Source organism: Microbispora cellulosiformans (assembly GCF_008728085.1).
GTDB classification, from domain to species: domain Bacteria; phylum Actinomycetota; class Actinomycetes; order Streptosporangiales; family Streptosporangiaceae; genus Microbispora; species Microbispora amethystogenes.
This window is the reverse complement of the sequence record NZ_VYTZ01000003.1, coordinates 315481-331935: the sequence shown is the minus strand read 5'-3', so window position 1 is coordinate 331935 and position 16455 is coordinate 315481. Positions and strand designations below refer to the sequence as shown.

Sequence of the window (16455 nt, the reverse complement as noted above, 5' to 3'; positions counted from 1 at the left end):
GACCATGACCAGCTTCCTGGTACGCCGGATCCTCGGCGCCCTCATGATCCTGCTGATCATCAGCGCGGTCACGTTCTACCTCTTCTACGCCGTCCCCCGCGACCCCGCCCGGGCGTTCTGCGGCAAGATCTGCCCGCCGGAGACGCTCCAGCTGGTCCGGCACAACCTGGGCATGGACGAGCCGCTGTTCGTGCAGTACTGGCACTGGCTGGCGGGCATCTTCGCCGGCCGGGAGCTCGTGCAGTTCGGCGACTGCCCCGCCCCCTGCCTCGGCTACTCCTTCGCCACGCAGGAGCCGGTGTTCGGCGCCATCGTGGACCGCTTCCCGGTGACGCTGTCCCTGACCTTCGGTGCGTCGATCGTCATCCTCGCGTTCGGCATCGTCACCGGCATGATCGCGGCCTGGAAGGTCGGGCAGCCGCTCGACAAGATCGCCAGTGCCTCGTCCGTCATCGGGGCCTCGCTGCAGATCTACTTCGTCGGCCCGCTGCTGGCCTTCTACCTCGTCGACACCATGCAGCTGATCCCGCGCCCGTCCTACGTGCCGATCACCGACGACCCTGTGGGCTGGTTCACCCACCTGCTCCTCCCGTGGGTGGTGCTGTCGATCATCTTCACCGCGAACTACACCCGCATGACCCGCTCCCAGATGGTGGAGCAGCTCGCCGAGGACTACGTCCGCACGGCGCGGGCCAAGGGCATGTCGAACCGCACGGTGTTCTTCCGGTTCGCCTGGCGCGGCGCGATGATCCCCATCGTCACGATCTTCGGTGTCGACCTCGCCACCCTGCTGGGCGGCGCCATCATCACCGAGCAGACGTTCACCCTGCACGGCATCGGCGAGCTCGCCGTGCGGGCGGTGCAGAACAACGACCTCCCGATGCTGCTCGGAGTGACCATCGTGGGCGCCGCGATGATCGTCCTCCTCAACATCGTCGTGGACGTGCTCTACGCGTTCATCGACCCGCGGGTCCGCCTGACCTGAGCCGCGCCGCATCGAGCCGAACGCCCGAAACCTGGAACTGGAGCAGCAAGTGACCACCGTGTCGTGGAGCGGCGAGCCGGGGACCTCTCGCGGCCCCGGGCCGTTCCTTTCCGTCCGTGACCTGAGCGTCGAGTTCAGCACCGAGGACGGCGTCGTGCACGCCGTCGACGGCCTGTCCTTCGATCTGGAGAAGGGCACCACGCTCGGCATCGTCGGCGAGTCGGGGTCGGGCAAGTCCGTCACCAACCTCGCCATCCTGGGCCTGCACAACCCGGCGTACACGCAAATCGGCGGGGAGATCTGGCTGGAGGACCGTGAGCTGATCTCCGCCGACCGCGCGACGATGGAGAAGCTCCGCGGCGACCGGGTCGCGATGATCTTCCAGGACCCGCTGACCGCGCTGTCGCCGTTCCACACGATCGGCCGGCAGATCGGGGAGGTCTACCGCAAGCACCGGGGCGCGAGCAAGAAGGAGGCCCGGGACCGGGCCGTCGAGATGCTCCGGCGGGTGGGCATCCCGCAGCCGGAGGTGCGGGTGGACCACTACCCGCACGAGTTCTCCGGCGGCATGCGGCAGCGCGCCATGATCGCCATGGCGCTGGTCTGCGACCCCGACCTGCTCATCGCCGACGAGCCGACCACCGCGCTCGACGTGACCGTCCAGGCGCAGATCCTCGACCTGCTCAAGGACCTGCAGCAGCAGTTCGGCACCTCGATCATCCTGATCACCCACGACCTCGGGGTCGTGGCCAACACCGCCGACAACGTCCTCGTCATGTACGCCGGGCGGGCGGCCGAGCGCGGCACGGTCCGCGAGGTGCTGCGCGAGCCGCGCCACCCCTATACGTGGGGCCTGCTGTCGTCGATGCCGCGGCTGAACTCCAGCGTGGACGTCCCGCTGCAGCCGGTGCGCGGCACTCCCCCGAGCCTGCTCAACCCGCCGTCCGGCTGCCCGTTCCACCCGCGCTGCGACTATCCGCGGCTCGCGGGGCCCGAACTGTGCTTCGGGCAGCGGCCGGACATCTCCCCCGAGACGGGTCACGGGGACGCCTGTTATCTCACTCTCGCCCAGAAGAACGAACTTCGCACCGCCCAGACCGAGCAGACCGAGGACCGGACCAAGGACCGCGCATGAACGAGACGCTGCTGGAGCTCAAGGGGCTGGTCAAGCACTTCCCCGTACGGGGCGGCGCGCTGATCAAGCGCCAGGTCGGGGCCGTCCACGCGGTGGACGGCATCGACCTCGCCGTCGGCGAGGGCGAGACCGTGGGCCTGGTGGGCGAGTCGGGCTGCGGCAAGTCCACCACCGGCCGCCTCGCGGCCCGCCTGCTCGAACCCACCTCGGGCGAGATCCTCTATCGCGGGCGGGACATCGCCCACAGCTCGCGCCGGGATCTCAAGCCGATCAGGCCCGAGATCCAGATGATCTTCCAGGACCCGTACAGCTCGCTCAACCCGCGCCAGACCGTCGGCACGATCATCCGCGGGCCGATGGAGGTCAACGACATCGACCCGCCCGGCGGGCGCAGGCAGCGGGTGCAGGAACTGCTGGAGATCGTCGGCCTCAACCCCGAGCACTACAACCGCTTCCCGCACGAGTTCTCCGGCGGCCAGCGGCAGCGCATCGGGATCGCCCGGGCCCTGGCGCTCGACCCCAAGCTGATCATCGCCGACGAGCCGGTGTCGGCGCTGGACGTCTCGATCCAGGCGCAGGTGGTCAACCTGCTGCAGGAGCTGCAGCGCGACCTCGGCATCGCGTTCCTGTTCATCGCGCACGACCTCGCGATCGTCCGGCACTTCTCGCAGCGGGTCGCGGTCATGTACCTCGGCAAGATCGTCGAGATCGGCGACCGCGCATCGATCTACGAGCGACCCCGGCACCCGTACACGCACGCCCTGCTGTCGGCGGTGCCCGAGCCCGACATGTCGAGTGAGCCGCGTGAGCGCATCCGCCTCGCGGGCGACGTGCCCTCGCCGATCAACCCGCCGTCCGGCTGCCGGTTCCGCACGCGCTGCTGGAAGGCGCAGGACAAGTGCGCCGAGGAGGTGCCGCCCCTGGTCCGGCTCAGCGGCAACCGCGAGGGCCACCTGACCGCGTGCCACTTCCCCGAGGCGCCCACCACCCAGGGCGAGGACGTGGTCCTCGACCCCGCGCTGGCCTGATCCCGCCCGGCCCCGCCTCTGTCTGGGCGCCGGCCGTGCGGGCCCGCCGCCGCGTACCCGGGCCGCGCCCGGCCCGGCCCGGCTGGGAAGGCCGGTGGGATGAGCCGGTCAGGCGGGCGGGGTGGCCCGCTCGGCGAGGTTCCTGAGCTCCTCGACGGCGCGGGCGGGGTCGTCGGCGCCGTAGACGGCGTTGCCGGCCACGAAGACGTCGGCTCCGGCCTCGGCGCAGCGCTCGATGGTCTCCGTGGACACGCCGCCGTCGACCTGGAGCCACACCTCGCCGCCGTACTTGTCGATCAGGGTGCGGGCCCGCGACACCTTCGGCAGCACGATGTCGAGGAACCGCTGCCCGCCGAAGCCCGGCTCCACGGTCATGACGAGCAGCATGTCGATCTCGGGCAGCAGGTCCTCGTAGCCCTCCACGGCGGTCGCCGGGTTCAGCGCCAGACCGGCCCTGGCCCCGGCCGCGCGGATCGCCCGCAGCGTGCGCACGGCCGCCTTGGCGGCCTCGGCGTGGATCGTGACGCTGCCCGCGCCGGCCTCGGCGTAGTCGGGCGCCCACCGGTCCGGTTCCTCGATCATGAGGTGGCAGTCGACCGGCGTCGAGGTCGTCTTGAGCAGCGACTCGACGACCGGCAGGCCGAGCGTGAGGTTGGGCACGAACCGGTAGTCCATCACGTCGACATGAAGCCAGTCGGCGACGTTCTCGACCCGCGCGGCCTCGTCGGCGAGGCGGGCGAAGTCGGCGGACAGGATGCTGGGCGAGATCTGAACGGCCATAGTCCCTGCAGTCTATTCAGCCCTGGCGCGAAGTCCCCGCCCCTGCCCCGCGGCGACGGCGGGGCTGCCCGGGCCGGACGCGGCCGTTCGGCCCGGGCAGCAACGCCGCATTCGTGCCGCGAGTCACCGCCCCTGCCCCCTGCCTGCCCTGTGCCTGCCCCTGTGCCGCCCCGGGAGGCGGTGGCGACGACGCTTCTCAGGGACGGCGCAGCAGGGCCAGGAACATCGCGTCGGTGCCGTGCCGATGCGGCCAGAACTGCGCGTACGGCCCGTCGCCGAGCCCCGGGACCTCCGGCAGGAACGCCCGCGCGTCCAGCACCTCGGCCCGGTCGCGCACGTCCTCCACCACCGCGCGGGTCTCGGCCAGGTGCGGCGAGCAGGTCACGTACGCCACGACGCCGCCCGGCCTGACGGCCTCCAGCGCCGAGTCGAGCAGCCGCCGCTGCAACGCGGTGAGCTCGGGGATGCTCCGGGGGTCGCGCCGCCAGCGGGCTTCCGGCCGCCTGCGCAGCGCGCCGAGCCCGGTGCAGGGGGCGTCGAGCATCACCCGGTCGAACGCGCCGGGCCGCCAGGCGGGCCGGGTGCCGTCCGCCGTGATCACCTTCGCCTCGCGGGTGGTGCCCCAGACCAGACGGGCGCGGTGATACTGCAGGTCGGCGCCGAGCAGCCGGGCGCCCCGCTCCGTGGCCACCGCGTCGAGCAGCCCGGCCTTCCCGCCGGGGCCCGCGCACATGTCCAGCCAGGTCGTGTCGTGGTCGAGCGGCACGCGGGTCAGCGCGAGCGCGACAAGCTGGCTGGCCTCGTCCTGGACCGCCGCCCGCGCCTCCCCCACCGCCGCGAGCGAGCCGGGGTCGCCTTCCGGCAGATACGCGGCGTACGGCGAGTAGGCGGCGGGCTCCGCCCCCGCGTCGACCAGTTCCGCCACCGTGGCCCGCCCGGGCCGCGCCACCAGCGCCACCCGGGGCCGCTCGTTGTCGGCCTCCAGCAGCGCGGCCGTCTCGTCCAGGTCGCCGCCGACCGCGTCGCGCAGCGCGGTGACGATCCAGCGCGGATGGCTGTAGGTGACGGCGAGGTTGCCGGTCGGGTCCTCCTCGCGGGGCGGCGCCACGATCTCCAGCCACTGCTCCAGCGTGCGGCCCGCGACCTTCCGCAGCACGGCGTTGGCGTACTTGGACGGGCCCGGCCCGACGCGCAGCCGTACGAGGTCGATGGTGGCGCTGACGGCGGCGTGGGGCGGGATCCGCGTGCTCAGCAGCTGGTGCACGCCGAGACGCACCGCGTCGAGCAGCGGCGGGTCGACCTTCTCCGGCGGGCGGTCGCTGCACGCGGCGATCACCTCGTCGTAGGTGCCGAGGCCACGCAGCGTCCCGTAGGCCAGCTCGGTGGCGAGGGCGGCGTCCCGGCCGCCGATCCGGCGCTGCCGCAGCAGCGTGGGCATGAGCAGGTTGGCGTACGCGTCACGCTCGTCGACGGCCCGCATCAGGTCGTAGGCGGCGTTACGCGCCTCGTCGCGCGGCGGGCGGCCACGGCCCTGCCTCGGCTGCCCGGGCTTAGCCGTGTGCTCCGCCTGCGCGCCGCGTCCCTGCTGCGCGCCGCGTCCCGGGCGGGCCCGGCCGGAACCGCCGCGCTGTCCTCCGCCGCTCTGGCCCCCGCCCTGGCCGCCCTGGCTTCCCGCCTGGCCGCCCCGCTGTCCGCGCCGCGCGCCGCCCCCGGCCTCGCCGCCCTGACCTCTGCCCTGCTTCACCCTGCCACCGACCCTGCCACCATTCGACCCTGCCATCCGCGAACCAGCGGGCAACCCTAGCGCCTTCTTCGGCCACTCGCCGCCGGGCGTACGGGCCGCCCGCGCCAGCACCACGCCGCGACGCGACGCCGTCCGGGCACACCGCTGGTGACAGTGGCGCCAGGTCCCTCAGACCAGCGTCTCACCGTCGTCGAAGCGGACACCACGGCCCCACTCGGCGGCGGTCATCTGCCGCTTGCCCTGCGGCTGCACCTCGCCGAGCTCGACGGGGTGGCTCGCGGTGCCGACGAGCACGGTCTTCCTGGTGGCCGCGATCTCGCCCGGGGCGAGCTTGTCCGCGTCGGGGGCGAGCCGCACCGGGCCGATCTTGACCCGCTGGCCGCGGAACTCCGTCCACGCGCCGGGAGCGGGCGTGCAGGCCCGGACGAGCCGGTCCACCCGCATCGCGGGCGCGGTCCAGTCGACGCGCGCGTCGTCGACCTCGATCTTGGGGGCGAGGCTGACGCCGTCCGCGGGCTGCGGGCGCGCCTCCAGCGCGCCGTCCTCGACGCCGTCCAAAGTGGCCAGCAGCAGGCCCGCGCCCGCCTCGGCGAGCCGGGCCAGCAGCGTGCCGCTGGTGTCGTCGTCGCGGATCGGCTCGGTCAGCACACCGAAGACCGGCCCGGCGTCCAGTTCCTTCACGATGCGGAAGGTCGAGGCGCCGGTCACGTCGTCGCCGTGCAGTACGGCGTGCTGGACGGGGGCCGCGCCCCGCCACGCCGGCAGCACGGAGAAGTGCAGGTTGATCCAGCCGCGGGGTGGGATGTCGAGGGCCGTCTGCGGGAGCAGCGCGCCGTAGGCGACCACCGGGCAGCAGTCCGGGCCGATCGCCCGCAGCCGATCCAGGAAGTCCGGGTCGCCGGCCTTCGCCGGTTTGAGCACCTCGATGCCCGACTCCTCCGCGAGCTGGGCCACCGGGCTGGGGTGCACCCTCCGCCCCCGGCCCGACTGCGCGTCCGGCCGGGTGACGACGGCGGCCACCTCGTGCCGGGGCGAGTCGAGCAGGGCGCGCAGCGACGGCAGCGCGGTATCGGGGGTGCCGGCGAAGACCAGGCGCACTACAGGGCCCGTCCCTGCGTGGCGTGCGGCGAGATCTTCACCACCGGGGCCGACAGGCCGCTCCACTCGGCCTCGCGGATCGCCTTCATGGCGATCTTGCGCTGCTTGACGTCCATCCTGTCGATGAACAGCACGCCGTCCAGGTGGTCGGTCTCGTGCTGGAAGCAGCGCGCCATGATGTCGGTGCCCTCGATCGTCACCGGCTCGCCGTGCATGTTGAAGCCCTTGGCGACCGCCCGGATCGCCCGCGGCGTGGGGAAGGACAGGCCGGGGAAGGACAGGCAGCCCTCCTCGCCCTCCTCGTCCAGCTCGTCGCCGAGGTCGAGATCGGGGTTGATGACGTGCCCGAGCTGGTCGTCCACGTAGTAGGTGAACACGCGCAGCCCAACGCCGATCTGCGGCGCGGCGAGCCCGGCGCCCGGCGCGTCCATCATCGTGTCGGTCAGGTCCTTCACGAGCCTGCGCAGCTCCTTGTCGAAGTCGACCACCGGCTCGGCCGGCGTGCGCAGCACGGGATCGCCGAACAGGCGGATCGGCTGAATGGCCAAGGGTGGGCTCCGTTCACGTCACGCACACGAGGAGGATCACCACAGTCTACCGAACTGTGAGCCGGTGCTCCGGCGCTCACGCCGGGGGTGAAGGCCCACGCGGGAATGCCCGCTACGGGCGCGAGCGCACCTTCATCGCCGTCTTCCTGGCCGTCTTCGCGATCAGCGGATCGGGGTGGTGCCGGCCGAGCATCTCCAGCACGGCGAGGGCGTCGGGGTGATCGGCCCGGCCCATCTCGGGCACCAGCGCGAGCAGGTCCTCGCCGAGCAGGTCGAAGTGGGCCACCGAGTCGACCGGGGCGCCGATGTAGAGCAGGGCGGCGAGGGTGTCCACCGCCACCCAGGCGCCGTCGCCCTCGCCGAGCGCGGGCGCCTCCAGGTCCCGCACGCCCAGCCAGGCCGCGGCGTAGCGCCACATCATCGGCTCGTCCAGAGCCTCCCGTACGGCCTGGGCGGCCTCGGGGCCGAGCTCCTCCAGCACGGTCCCCGCGGTGCCGCGCTGGGCCGCGTCACCCGATGCGGCGATCTTGATGAGCTCCCGCGCGGCGTCCTCCGGGACCCGGCGCTCCAGCCACAGGGTGGCGGCGCTGGCGGACGCCCGGCCGTGCAGCATCGCGTCGATGAGGTCGGCCGCCCCCAGCTCGGCCAGCGCGGCCACCTCGCCCAGGGACGGCGCGTCGTGGCCCTCCCGCAGCAGGTCGCGGCGCACCGCCCACACGCCGGGCTGGGTGAGACGGACCAGCTCGCCGGTCATCTCGATCAGCCCGCAGTACTCCAGCAGCGCCATCGCCGCCGACAGCTCGCCCGGCAGGCTCATCCGCAGCCGCCGCAGGTCCGCCGCCCGCGCCTCGCAGCCCACCTCGTGCGCCTGGAGGATGCCTCCGGCGAGCGCCGCGAGCGGCATGCCCTCGCGCACCGAGTAGATCGTGGCGAGGATCTCGGTGAGATGCTCGTCGACCACGGCCGAGCCGGTGAGGCCCTCCTCGGTCCGGTCGAGCACGTCCATGACCACGCCGTCCCAGAACTCCATGGGGTCGGGCACGCCCGGCCCGGGGCGGGCGCCCTGGCGGGTGACCTCCACGAGACGGCCGTTCACCGCGACCACCCACAGCAGCCGGAGCCGGGCGGCCGCCAGGTCCAGCGCGGCGACGACCGCCTCCGCCTCGGCCGGGTGCGGCAGCCCCTGCTCGGTCACCTCGCAGACGCCCCGGGGGGACGCCGCGCAACGGCCCCCGACCCACTCGGCGAGGCGGCGGGCGTCGCGTACGAGGGGGACCTCCCGGACCGCGTGGACGAGCTCCTCGTCGGGGGCGATGTCGACCGGCGGGAAGGTGAGCACGTCGCTGTCGGCCATTCCAGCAACTTACTGCACAGCAGTCACCTGATGCCCCGCGAACGTGCCTTGAAGGCCGCTTTCCGGGCGGCCTTCGCGGCCGCCTGGTCCCGCAGCGTGTTGCCGAGCAGCTCCAGGACCTCGACGACGTCGGGGTGCTCCACCCGCCACATGTCCTCGATCAGATGCGGGGGCGGGCCGGAGGCCGCGATGTTCTCCGCGAAGCCCTCGGGGTCGGCCTCGGCGGCGGGCAGTGCCAGCGCCAGCATGTCGACGCTCATCCACAGCACCTCGTCCGGCGTGAGCGCGGGGGCCTCCAGGCCGCGCGAGGACAGCCAGTGGATGGCGTGCGGGCGGAGCTCGGCGTCGTCCAGGTAGGTCCGCACGACGGGGGCCGCCTCCCGGCCCAGCCGGTCGACGATGGTCACCGCGACCCCGCGCACCTCCGCCGGGGCGCCCGCGACGGCGGCCAGCAGCTCCGCCGCGGCCTGCTCGGGCGTACGGCGGGACAGCCACTCGGCGATGTCCCGTTCGGCCGCCTCGTCCGCCGGGCCGTCGCCGATGAGGCCCGCGATGAGGCCGCTCGCGTCGCCCTCGGCCAGGTCGGGGGCGAGCGGCGCGTCCATGCCCATGCCCGCGTACACCTCGCGCAGGCCCCACAGTGCGTGCGCGGTGAGGGCCAGGCCGTCCTCCGTACGCTGGACCGTTCCCGCGTACACCAGGCCGTTCAGCGCCTCGTCCAGCCGTCCCACCGGCCGCCCGTCGGCCAGCTCACGCAGGTAGTCGGCGAGCGCGTCCACCGGCACGGGCGACTGCAGCCGGTAGAGCAGGTCGTGGATCTGGGCCATCCCGTCGTCGACCACCCGCTCGCCGGTCAGCGGCACCAGGCCCTCGATCAGCAGCTCCAGCGCCCCCGTCCAGAGGTCGAGCACCTCCTCGTCGCCGCGCCCGGCCAGGTCGCGGAAGCCCTCGGCCGCCTCGACGGCCGGAGGGCCGGAGTGCGCCAGCCCCAGTTCGAGCGCCAGCCGCCAGGCGGCCTCGGGACGTCGCACGCCGAGGCCGTCCCTGATCGCGCGGGCGTCCGCGGCGCGCAGCGAGCGGCGCAGGGTGAGGGTGCGGCGGCCCTCCGCCAGCCACGTCACCACGCGGTGGGCGTCGGCGAGCAGCGGCACCTCGCGCGCCGCGCGCGCCACCTCCTCGGGCGGCGCGAGCCGTACGGGCGGCAGCGGCGCGCAGCCGGGGCAGTCGCAGTCGGGGCCGTCCGTCTCCCCCTCGGCCCGGCCGCCCGCGGCGTCGAGCTCCAGCGAGTCGGGGCCGATGGCGCTGAACAGGCTCTTGGCCATGCCGAACTTGGACGTGTCGGCGAGCGCCCGGGGCATCTCGGGCTCGATCTCGTCGATCGTCGCCCGCATCCGGGCGGCGGTCTTGCCGCCGATCTCGCCTGTGTCCAGGAGGAACTCGACCAGCGTGCGCGCCGCGGCGACCGTCTCCGGCGCGCTCTCGGGCGGCGCGATGACCTTGCGCGGGTAGATCTCCAGCAGGAGCTCCTCGAAGGTGCCCGGCCGGAAATCGCCCAGCTCGTTGACCTCCAGATAGTCGCTGGCGTAGTCGCACAGCAGCCGTACCTCGTCGACGTCGACCTCGACGTTCCTCTCCCGCCCCCAGGCGCGGAGGCCGTCGACGGCCCGGTTCACCCATTCGATCGACACACACGCACGCTAACGGCTCGCTTTGTGCGAGGCGAATCGGTCAGATGAGATCGAGCGGATCAATGTTCACTCGGACCACGTCCGGTGCCTTGCGTGCCGAGCGCACTCCGGAGGCTCCTTTGAGCGCTCGGGCGAGCGCCGACCCGAGGTGGCGCGGCACCCGGACCATGGCACGCTCCTGCCCGCCGTCCACCGGCACCGGCCCCAGCACCTGGGCCCCCGGGGGCAGACCGGCGTCCGCGAGCGTCTCCCTGACGGCGGCCGCCGGGCCGGTCAGCGTCGCCATCCGCACGGCCGGCGGGAAGCCCAGCTCGGCCCGGTCGTCGAGCTCCCGCTCGGCGAAGGTGACGGGGTCCCAGCGCAGCAGGGCCTGCACGGCCGGGACCGCCGCGTCGGCCATGACGACCAGCTCACCCGCCGGCCGCAGCAGCGCGGCGGCGTTCGCCCAGCGCCGCAGGGTCTCCTCGGCCGCGCGCAGGTCGGGACGGCCGAGCAGGGCCCATCCGTCGAGCAGCACGGCGGCCGCGTAGCCGCCGTCGGGCACCGGTTCGGCCCCGGGAGTCGCCACGACCAGCGCCGGGGCCCCGCTCACCCTGGCCAGGACCCCGTCGCGCCCACTCGTGCGCACGGCGACGGACGGGAAGGCCCGGCCCAGCTCCTCCGCCGTGCGCCGGGCGCCGACGATGACGGCCCGCACGCCGTTCCCCCCGCAGGAGGGGCAGCGCCAGTCGCCCGCGATCCGGCCGCACCAGCGGCAGTACGGCATGGCGTGCCCGCCCCGCAGGGCCAGGGGACCCGAGCAGACCGGCCCCGTGTACGACTGCTCCCCGTCTGACGGCTCCGCGTACGGCTGCCCTGTGTGCGACGACCCTGTGTTCGGCTGCCCCGCGTACGACCGCCCTGTGTTCGGCGGCCCTGTGTGTGACGGCCCTGTGTGCGACGGTTCCGTGGTGAGGCGCACCGGCGGCGCGCCCGAGCAGCGGGCGGGGGCGCGGCAGTGGCGGCATGCGAGCGCGGGCAGGTAGCCCCTGCGCGGCACCTGCACGAGAACCGGCCCGTGCTCCAGGCCCTCGCGCAGCGCCCGCCAGGCGACGCTGGGCAGGCGGGCGGCCCTGGCCGCCTGGTCGCGGGCCAGTTCGGCGTCGTCGCCCGCCGGGCGGACCCTCGGGGCCCGCGCCCGCACCGCTGCGCGGTCGGGCACGAGCGGGCCGGCCCAGCCCGTCTCGACGAGCGCCGTCGCCTCGGCGGTGCGGGTGTAGCCCCCGACGAGCAGGCCCGCACCCGCCTGGTGGGCGCGCAGGCCGAGGACCTCCCGCGCGTGGGGATAGGGGGCGTGGCGCTCGGCGTGCAGGTCGTCGCCGTCGTCCCAGATGACCGCGAGGCCCAGCCGGGCCACCGGGGCGAAGGCCGCGGGGCGGTTGCCCACCGCGATGCCGGCCTCCCCGCGCAGCGCCTTGAGCCAGCGCCGGTATCGCTCGGCGGGCCCGAGGTCCGCGGTGATCGCGACGTGCGGGGTGTCGCCCAGAGCCTCGGCCACCAGCGCCACGTCCTTGCCGTCGGGAACCACCACGACGACGCCCCGGCCACCGTCCAGCGTCGCCCGCGCGGCGGCGGCGATCGCGTGGGGCCACGCCGGTCCGCCGGCGTCCGTGCCGGGCAGGGCGGTCCACACCGCCCGCGGCGCCCTGCCCTCCGCCAGCGCCTCCAGGAACGAGACCCCCGACGGATACGCCTCCCACGGACCCGCGTACGCGCTCACCGGGGTCGCGTCCGCCGTCCCGGCGGCTGTGTCTTCCTCCCGTACGGATGCCGGGCCCGTCGTCACCCGGCCCGCCTCGTCGCCCTCCGCCGGGGCGGCGGCGCCGGTGTCGGCGGGGAGATCGGCAGGCAGATCGGCGCGGCGGACGGGGGCGCGCGCCTCGGCCTCGACCCGGGCGTGTCGTGGCGGGATCGCCAGCCGCAGGACGTCGGGCAGGGTCCCGGCGTAGCGGTCGGCCACCGCGCGGGCCAGGCGGGCGATCTCGGGGGTGAGAACGGGCTCCGGGGAGACCACCCGCTCCAGGAAGGACAACCGTCCCTCGTGCTCGCTCTCGGCCAGCCGTTCGAGCAGGTAGCCGTCGGCGAGCTGGCCGGCGAAGCGGACCCGCACGCGGCAGCCGGGCACGGCCTCGGCGTCCATCGCGGCGGGGACGAGGTAGTCGAACGGCCGGTCCAGGTGCGGTAACGGCGTGTCCACGACGATCCGGGCGACCGGAAGGCTCGCCGCGGCCTCACGCGCCCCCTTGCGCGCACCCGCCCGCTCGGTGCCGCCACCGGTCCGCTCACCGCCGCCACGCGTCCGCTCGGTGAGCCGGGTGTACCGCTTCCCGGCGGCGGGAGGCACCGGGAGGAGCGCCTCCTGCGGATGAGGGGCACGGGTCGGCTCGGTCACGTGTACGTCCTACCAGACCCGGCGGGCCGCAATCGCCTCCAGGCCCGCAGGCTGTGGGCGATGCCGCCCGAGGATCCGGCCGGCGTGCCTCAGCCGGGCCTGCTTGTCCGGCGCCGCCGCGAGGGGCGGCGCCGGACGACGGCTGCGGTGTCCGGCCGGCGCCGGAGTCCGGTGCCGGGGTCCTTCAGGGACGGGTCACAGGCCCGCGGCGGTGCGCAGGGCGTCGGCCCGGTCGGTGGACTCCCAGGAGACGCCCTCACGGCCGAAGTGGCCGTACGCGGCGGTCTCGGAGTAGATCGGGCGCAGCAGGTCGAGGTCGCGGATGATCGCGGCCGGGCGCAGGTCGAAGACCTGGAGCACCGCGTCCTGGATCGCGTTGACCGGCACCTTCTCGGTGCCGAACGTCTCGACGAACAGGCCGACCGGCTGCGCCTTGCCGATCGCGTACGCCACCTGGACCTCGCAGCGGTCGGCCAGACCGGCCGCGACGACGTTCTTGGCGACCCAGCGCATCGCGTAGGCGGCCGAACGGTCCACCTTGGACGGGTCCTTGCCCGAGAAGGCGCCGCCGCCGTGGCGGGCCATGCCGCCGTACGTGTCGATGATGATCTTGCGGCCGGTGAGCCCGGCGTCGCCCATCGGGCCGCCGATCTCGAAACGGCCGGTCGGGTTCACCAGCAGGCGGTAGCCCTCGGTCTCGATCTCCAGGTCGGCCAGCACCGGCTCCACGACGTGCTCGCGGATGTCGGGGGCCAGCATCTCCCGCAGGTCGATCTCCGGGGCGTGCTGGGTGGAGACCACCACGGTGTCGAGGCGGACCGGCCGGTCGCCGTCGTACTCGATCGTGACCTGGGTCTTGCCGTCCGGGCGGAGGTAGGGAACGGTCCCGTTCTTGCGGACCTCCGACAGGCGCCGGGCCATCCGGTGCGCGAGCGTGATCGGCAGCGGCATCAGCTCGGGGGTCTCGCGGCAGGCGTAGCCGAACATCAGGCCCTGGTCGCCCGCGCCCTGGCGGTCGAAGTCGTCGGCGCCCTCGCCCGCACGGTGCTCGTAGGCGTCGTCCACGCCCTGGGCGATGTCCGGCGACTGGGCGCCGATGGACACCGACACGCCGCAGGAGGCGCCGTCGAAGCCCTTGTGGGAGGCGTCGTACCCGATCTCGAGGATCTTCTCCCGGATCAGGGCGGGGATGTCGACGTAGGTCTCCGTCGTCACCTCGCCGGCGACGTGGACCTGGCCAGTGGTGATCAGCGTCTCGACGGCGACCCGGCTCTTCGGGTCGTCCTTGAGCATCGCGTCGAGAATCGCGTCACTGATCTGGTCAGCGATCTTGTCCGGGTGGCCCTCGGTGACCGACTCGGAGGTGAACAGGCGACGGGACAACTCTGGGCTCCTCATGCAGCGGCTGCTGACGTCTGTGAACGACCGGCGGTAGGGCCTACCGGCGGCCGTTCGATGCTCACGCGAGTCTAGCCTCAGGCGATGCGGCGCGGGACAGCCATACCGGTACCGGCTCCGTCACCCGTCCCCCGATCTGCGGCGGGAAGGACGTGCCCGCGGCGGCGCCGGACGCCCGTCAGAGGTCGGGGAGAGGATCTCTGGGCAGGTCACCCGGGGAGAAGGCCTCGGCGTCCGCGGCCGCGACCACCGCCGCGTACTCGTCGTCGACCTCCAGGGTCATGCCGTCGATCTCGATCCTCGGCCCCGACCCGAACTCGACCGGCCCGAGGCGGGTGCGGCGCGGGTAGCGGGCCCACACCCGTGACGGCTCGTCCCGCGTGAGCATCTTGGTGGACAGCAGCGTGACCGAGCGGTTCGTCACGACGACGAGAAAACTGATCATGGCGGGAGGAGGCAGCGCCACCGCGGGAAAGACGTAGCGGATGTCCTCGCCGGGGCCGAGCATGGCCCGGCAGCGCTCTCGGATCGTGGCGGACACCGGCATGGCGATCGCTCCCTCGACGCACCCTGCGGAGGCGGGCACGGACGCCCGCACCGGCACCACGCGAGGTCCACGAGGGTCGAGGTCCACGAGGGGTCAGGGGAGACGCCGTACCACCAGGTTCCACACTACGTCGGCGAGATCCTCTTTGGGACCCCTCGGAATCTCCACCGAGTCGCCCTCAGCGGTGAGGACGACGGCGGCGTTGTCGGGCGTGCCGAACGCCAGGTTCTCCCCCACCTGGTTGACCACAAGCAGGTCGCAGCCCTTGCGTTCCAGCTTGGCGCGCCCGTTGGCGAGCACGTCGTCCGTCTCCGCCGCGAAACCGACGATCACTCGGGGGTACGTCCCGCTCCCGGCCCGGCGGGTCTCCCCCAGCTCAGCCAGGATGTCCGGATTTTTCGTGAGATGGATTGGATCGGGCTCGGCAGCGGACTTCTTGATCTTCGTGCCGCTCTGCCGTACGGGCCGGAAGTCCGCGACGGCGGCGGCCATGACGACGGCGTCGGCGTGCTCCGCCGCGCCCAGGACCGCCTCGCGGAGCTGGGTCGCCGACTCGACCCGCACGACCTTCGCGCCCGCCGGGTCGGGCAGCGCCACGTTGGCCGACACCAGCGTGACCTCCGCGCCCCTGGCGACGGCCGTACGGGCGAGGGCGTAGCCCTGCAGCCCGGACGAGCGGTTGCCGATGAAGCGGACGGGGTCGATCGCCTCACGGGTGCCGCCGGCGGAGACGACGACGTGCCGCCCCGCCAGATCGCCGCCGCGGCCCGCGAGCACGCGCCGGCAGACCTCGAAGATCTCGGCGGGGTCCGGCAGCCGCCCGGGGCCCGTGTCGGCGCCGGTGAGCCTGCCGGTCGCGGGTTCGATCACCACCGCGCCCCGCTCCCGCAGCGTCGCCACGTTGGCGCGCGTGGCGGGGTGCTCCCACATCTCGGTGTGCATCGCGGGCGCGAACACCACCGGGCAGCGCGCCGTGAGCAGGGTGTTGGTGAGCAGGTCGTTCGCCATGCCGTGGGCGGCCCGGGCCAGCACGTCCGCCGTCGCCGGGGCGACGACCACCAGGTCGGCGGACTGCCCGATGCGCACGTGCGGCACCTCGTGCACCGACTCCCACACCTCGGTGGTCACCGGATTGCCCGACAGCGCGGCCCAGGTCGGCTCGCCGACGAAACGCAGGGCGTCCCTGGTCGGCACGACGCGCACGTCGTGTCCCGACTCCGTGAAGAGACGCAACAGCTCGCAGGACTTGTAGACCGCGATGCCCGCGCTCACACCCAGCACGATGGATGTCACGTGTTTCCCGCTTCACTCATCGGGACGCTCACTTCCGGTCTCTTCCCTCGTCGCGCTCTGGTCGCTTCGCTCCCGCGCGCTCCTCAGTCCAGAAACCGGCGCGCCCCTCCGGCTCGCTCGGGGCTTCCCGCTTGGCCGTCGGCGGGCGGGGGTCAGCCCTCGATGGGCTCGGAGGTCAGCAGGCCCTCGGCGACCTCGCGCAGGGCGATGGACAGCGGCTTCTCCTGGGCGTGGGTCTCCACGAGGGGGCCCACGTACTCCAGCAGTCCCTCGCCGAGCTGGGAGTAGTAGGCGTTGATCTGGCGCGCCCGCTTCGCACCCATGATCACAAGGCTGTACTTGCTGTCGACGATGTCGAGGAGCGAGTCGATCGACGGGTTGGTGATGCCTTCCGCGTAGGCGGCGCTGCTTGCCACGTCAGTGATT

At 73.7% G+C, this 16455-nt stretch carries 14 protein-coding genes; 3 read left to right on the top strand and 11 right to left on the bottom strand.

The genetic code is table 11. The annotated features are described in order from the left end of the window. Positions 1–4: 4 nt before the first annotated feature. The 3 genes from F5972_RS09555 to F5972_RS09545 are packed head-to-tail and all read left to right on the top strand — an operon-like array spanning position 5 to position 3148. Positions 5–985 (top strand): ABC transporter permease, encoded by a 981-nt coding sequence (locus F5972_RS09555; RefSeq protein ID WP_150933051.1) that lies wholly within the window; start codon positions 5–7, stop codon positions 983–985. 49 nt (positions 986–1034) lie between these two features. Further along, a complete protein-coding gene (locus tag F5972_RS09550; RefSeq protein WP_150933050.1) occupies positions 1035–2120 on the top strand; it encodes an ABC transporter ATP-binding protein in 1086 nt (361 codons plus the stop codon). After that, on the top strand, positions 2117–3148 hold the full coding sequence (locus F5972_RS09545) for an ABC transporter ATP-binding protein (RefSeq protein WP_150933049.1): 1032 nt from the start codon (positions 2117–2119) through the stop codon (positions 3146–3148). The genes F5972_RS09550 and F5972_RS09545 overlap by 4 nt, the downstream gene beginning before the upstream one ends. Before the next feature lie 108 nt (positions 3149–3256). On the opposite strand, the gene rpe is transcribed toward F5972_RS09545, so the two are convergent. The 11 genes from rpe to rpoZ all read right to left on the bottom strand — a co-directional run bounded on the left by rpe (position 3257) and on the right by rpoZ (position 16445). Continuing rightward, on the bottom strand, positions 3257–3928 hold the full coding sequence (gene rpe, locus F5972_RS09540; RefSeq protein WP_150933048.1) for a ribulose-phosphate 3-epimerase: 672 nt from the start codon (positions 3926–3928) through the stop codon (positions 3257–3259). A 196-nt stretch (positions 3929–4124) separates the two neighbouring features. Then, complete coding sequence (locus F5972_RS09535) at positions 4125–5408, bottom strand: RsmB/NOP family class I SAM-dependent RNA methyltransferase (protein ID WP_404803048.1); 1284 nt, start codon at positions 5406–5408, stop codon at positions 4125–4127. Between the two features lie 432 nt (positions 5409–5840). Further along, positions 5841–6770: a methionyl-tRNA formyltransferase gene (gene fmt, locus F5972_RS09530; RefSeq protein WP_150933046.1), complete on the bottom strand. Its 930-nt coding sequence runs from the start codon at positions 6768–6770 to the stop codon at positions 5841–5843. Further along, positions 6770–7318: a peptide deformylase gene (gene def / locus F5972_RS09525; RefSeq protein ID WP_150933045.1), complete on the bottom strand. Its 549-nt coding sequence runs from the start codon at positions 7316–7318 to the stop codon at positions 6770–6772. The genes fmt and def overlap by 1 nt, the downstream gene beginning before the upstream one ends. 112 nt (positions 7319–7430) lie before the next feature. Then, a complete protein-coding gene (locus F5972_RS09520) occupies positions 7431–8672 on the bottom strand; it encodes a hypothetical protein (RefSeq protein ID WP_150933044.1) in 1242 nt (413 codons plus the stop codon). Between the two features lie 23 nt (positions 8673–8695). Continuing rightward, complete coding sequence (locus F5972_RS09515; protein WP_150933043.1) at positions 8696–10360, bottom strand: hypothetical protein; 1665 nt, start codon at positions 10358–10360, stop codon at positions 8696–8698. A 40-nt stretch (positions 10361–10400) separates the two neighbouring features. After that, on the bottom strand, positions 10401–12791 hold the full coding sequence (locus tag F5972_RS09510) for a primosomal protein N' (protein WP_150933042.1): 2391 nt from the start codon (positions 12789–12791) through the stop codon (positions 10401–10403). A 195-nt stretch (positions 12792–12986) separates the two neighbouring features. After that, positions 12987–14174: a methionine adenosyltransferase gene (gene metK / locus F5972_RS09505; RefSeq protein WP_150933041.1), complete on the bottom strand. Its 1188-nt coding sequence runs from the start codon at positions 14172–14174 to the stop codon at positions 12987–12989. A 193-nt stretch (positions 14175–14367) separates the two neighbouring features. Then, a complete protein-coding gene (locus F5972_RS09500; RefSeq protein ID WP_117408574.1) occupies positions 14368–14736 on the bottom strand; it encodes a hypothetical protein in 369 nt (122 codons plus the stop codon). 93 nt (positions 14737–14829) lie between these two features. Further along, a complete protein-coding gene (coaBC, locus tag F5972_RS09495; RefSeq protein WP_150933040.1) occupies positions 14830–16029 on the bottom strand; it encodes a bifunctional phosphopantothenoylcysteine decarboxylase/phosphopantothenate--cysteine ligase CoaBC in 1200 nt (399 codons plus the stop codon). Positions 16030–16181: 152 nt separating this feature from the next. After that, positions 16182–16445 carry a DNA-directed RNA polymerase subunit omega gene (gene rpoZ, locus F5972_RS09490; RefSeq protein ID WP_117408572.1) on the bottom strand — a complete coding sequence of 88 codons (264 nt, stop codon included), beginning with the start codon at positions 16443–16445 and terminating at the stop codon, positions 16182–16184. Positions 16446–16455: the final 10 nt, after the last annotated feature.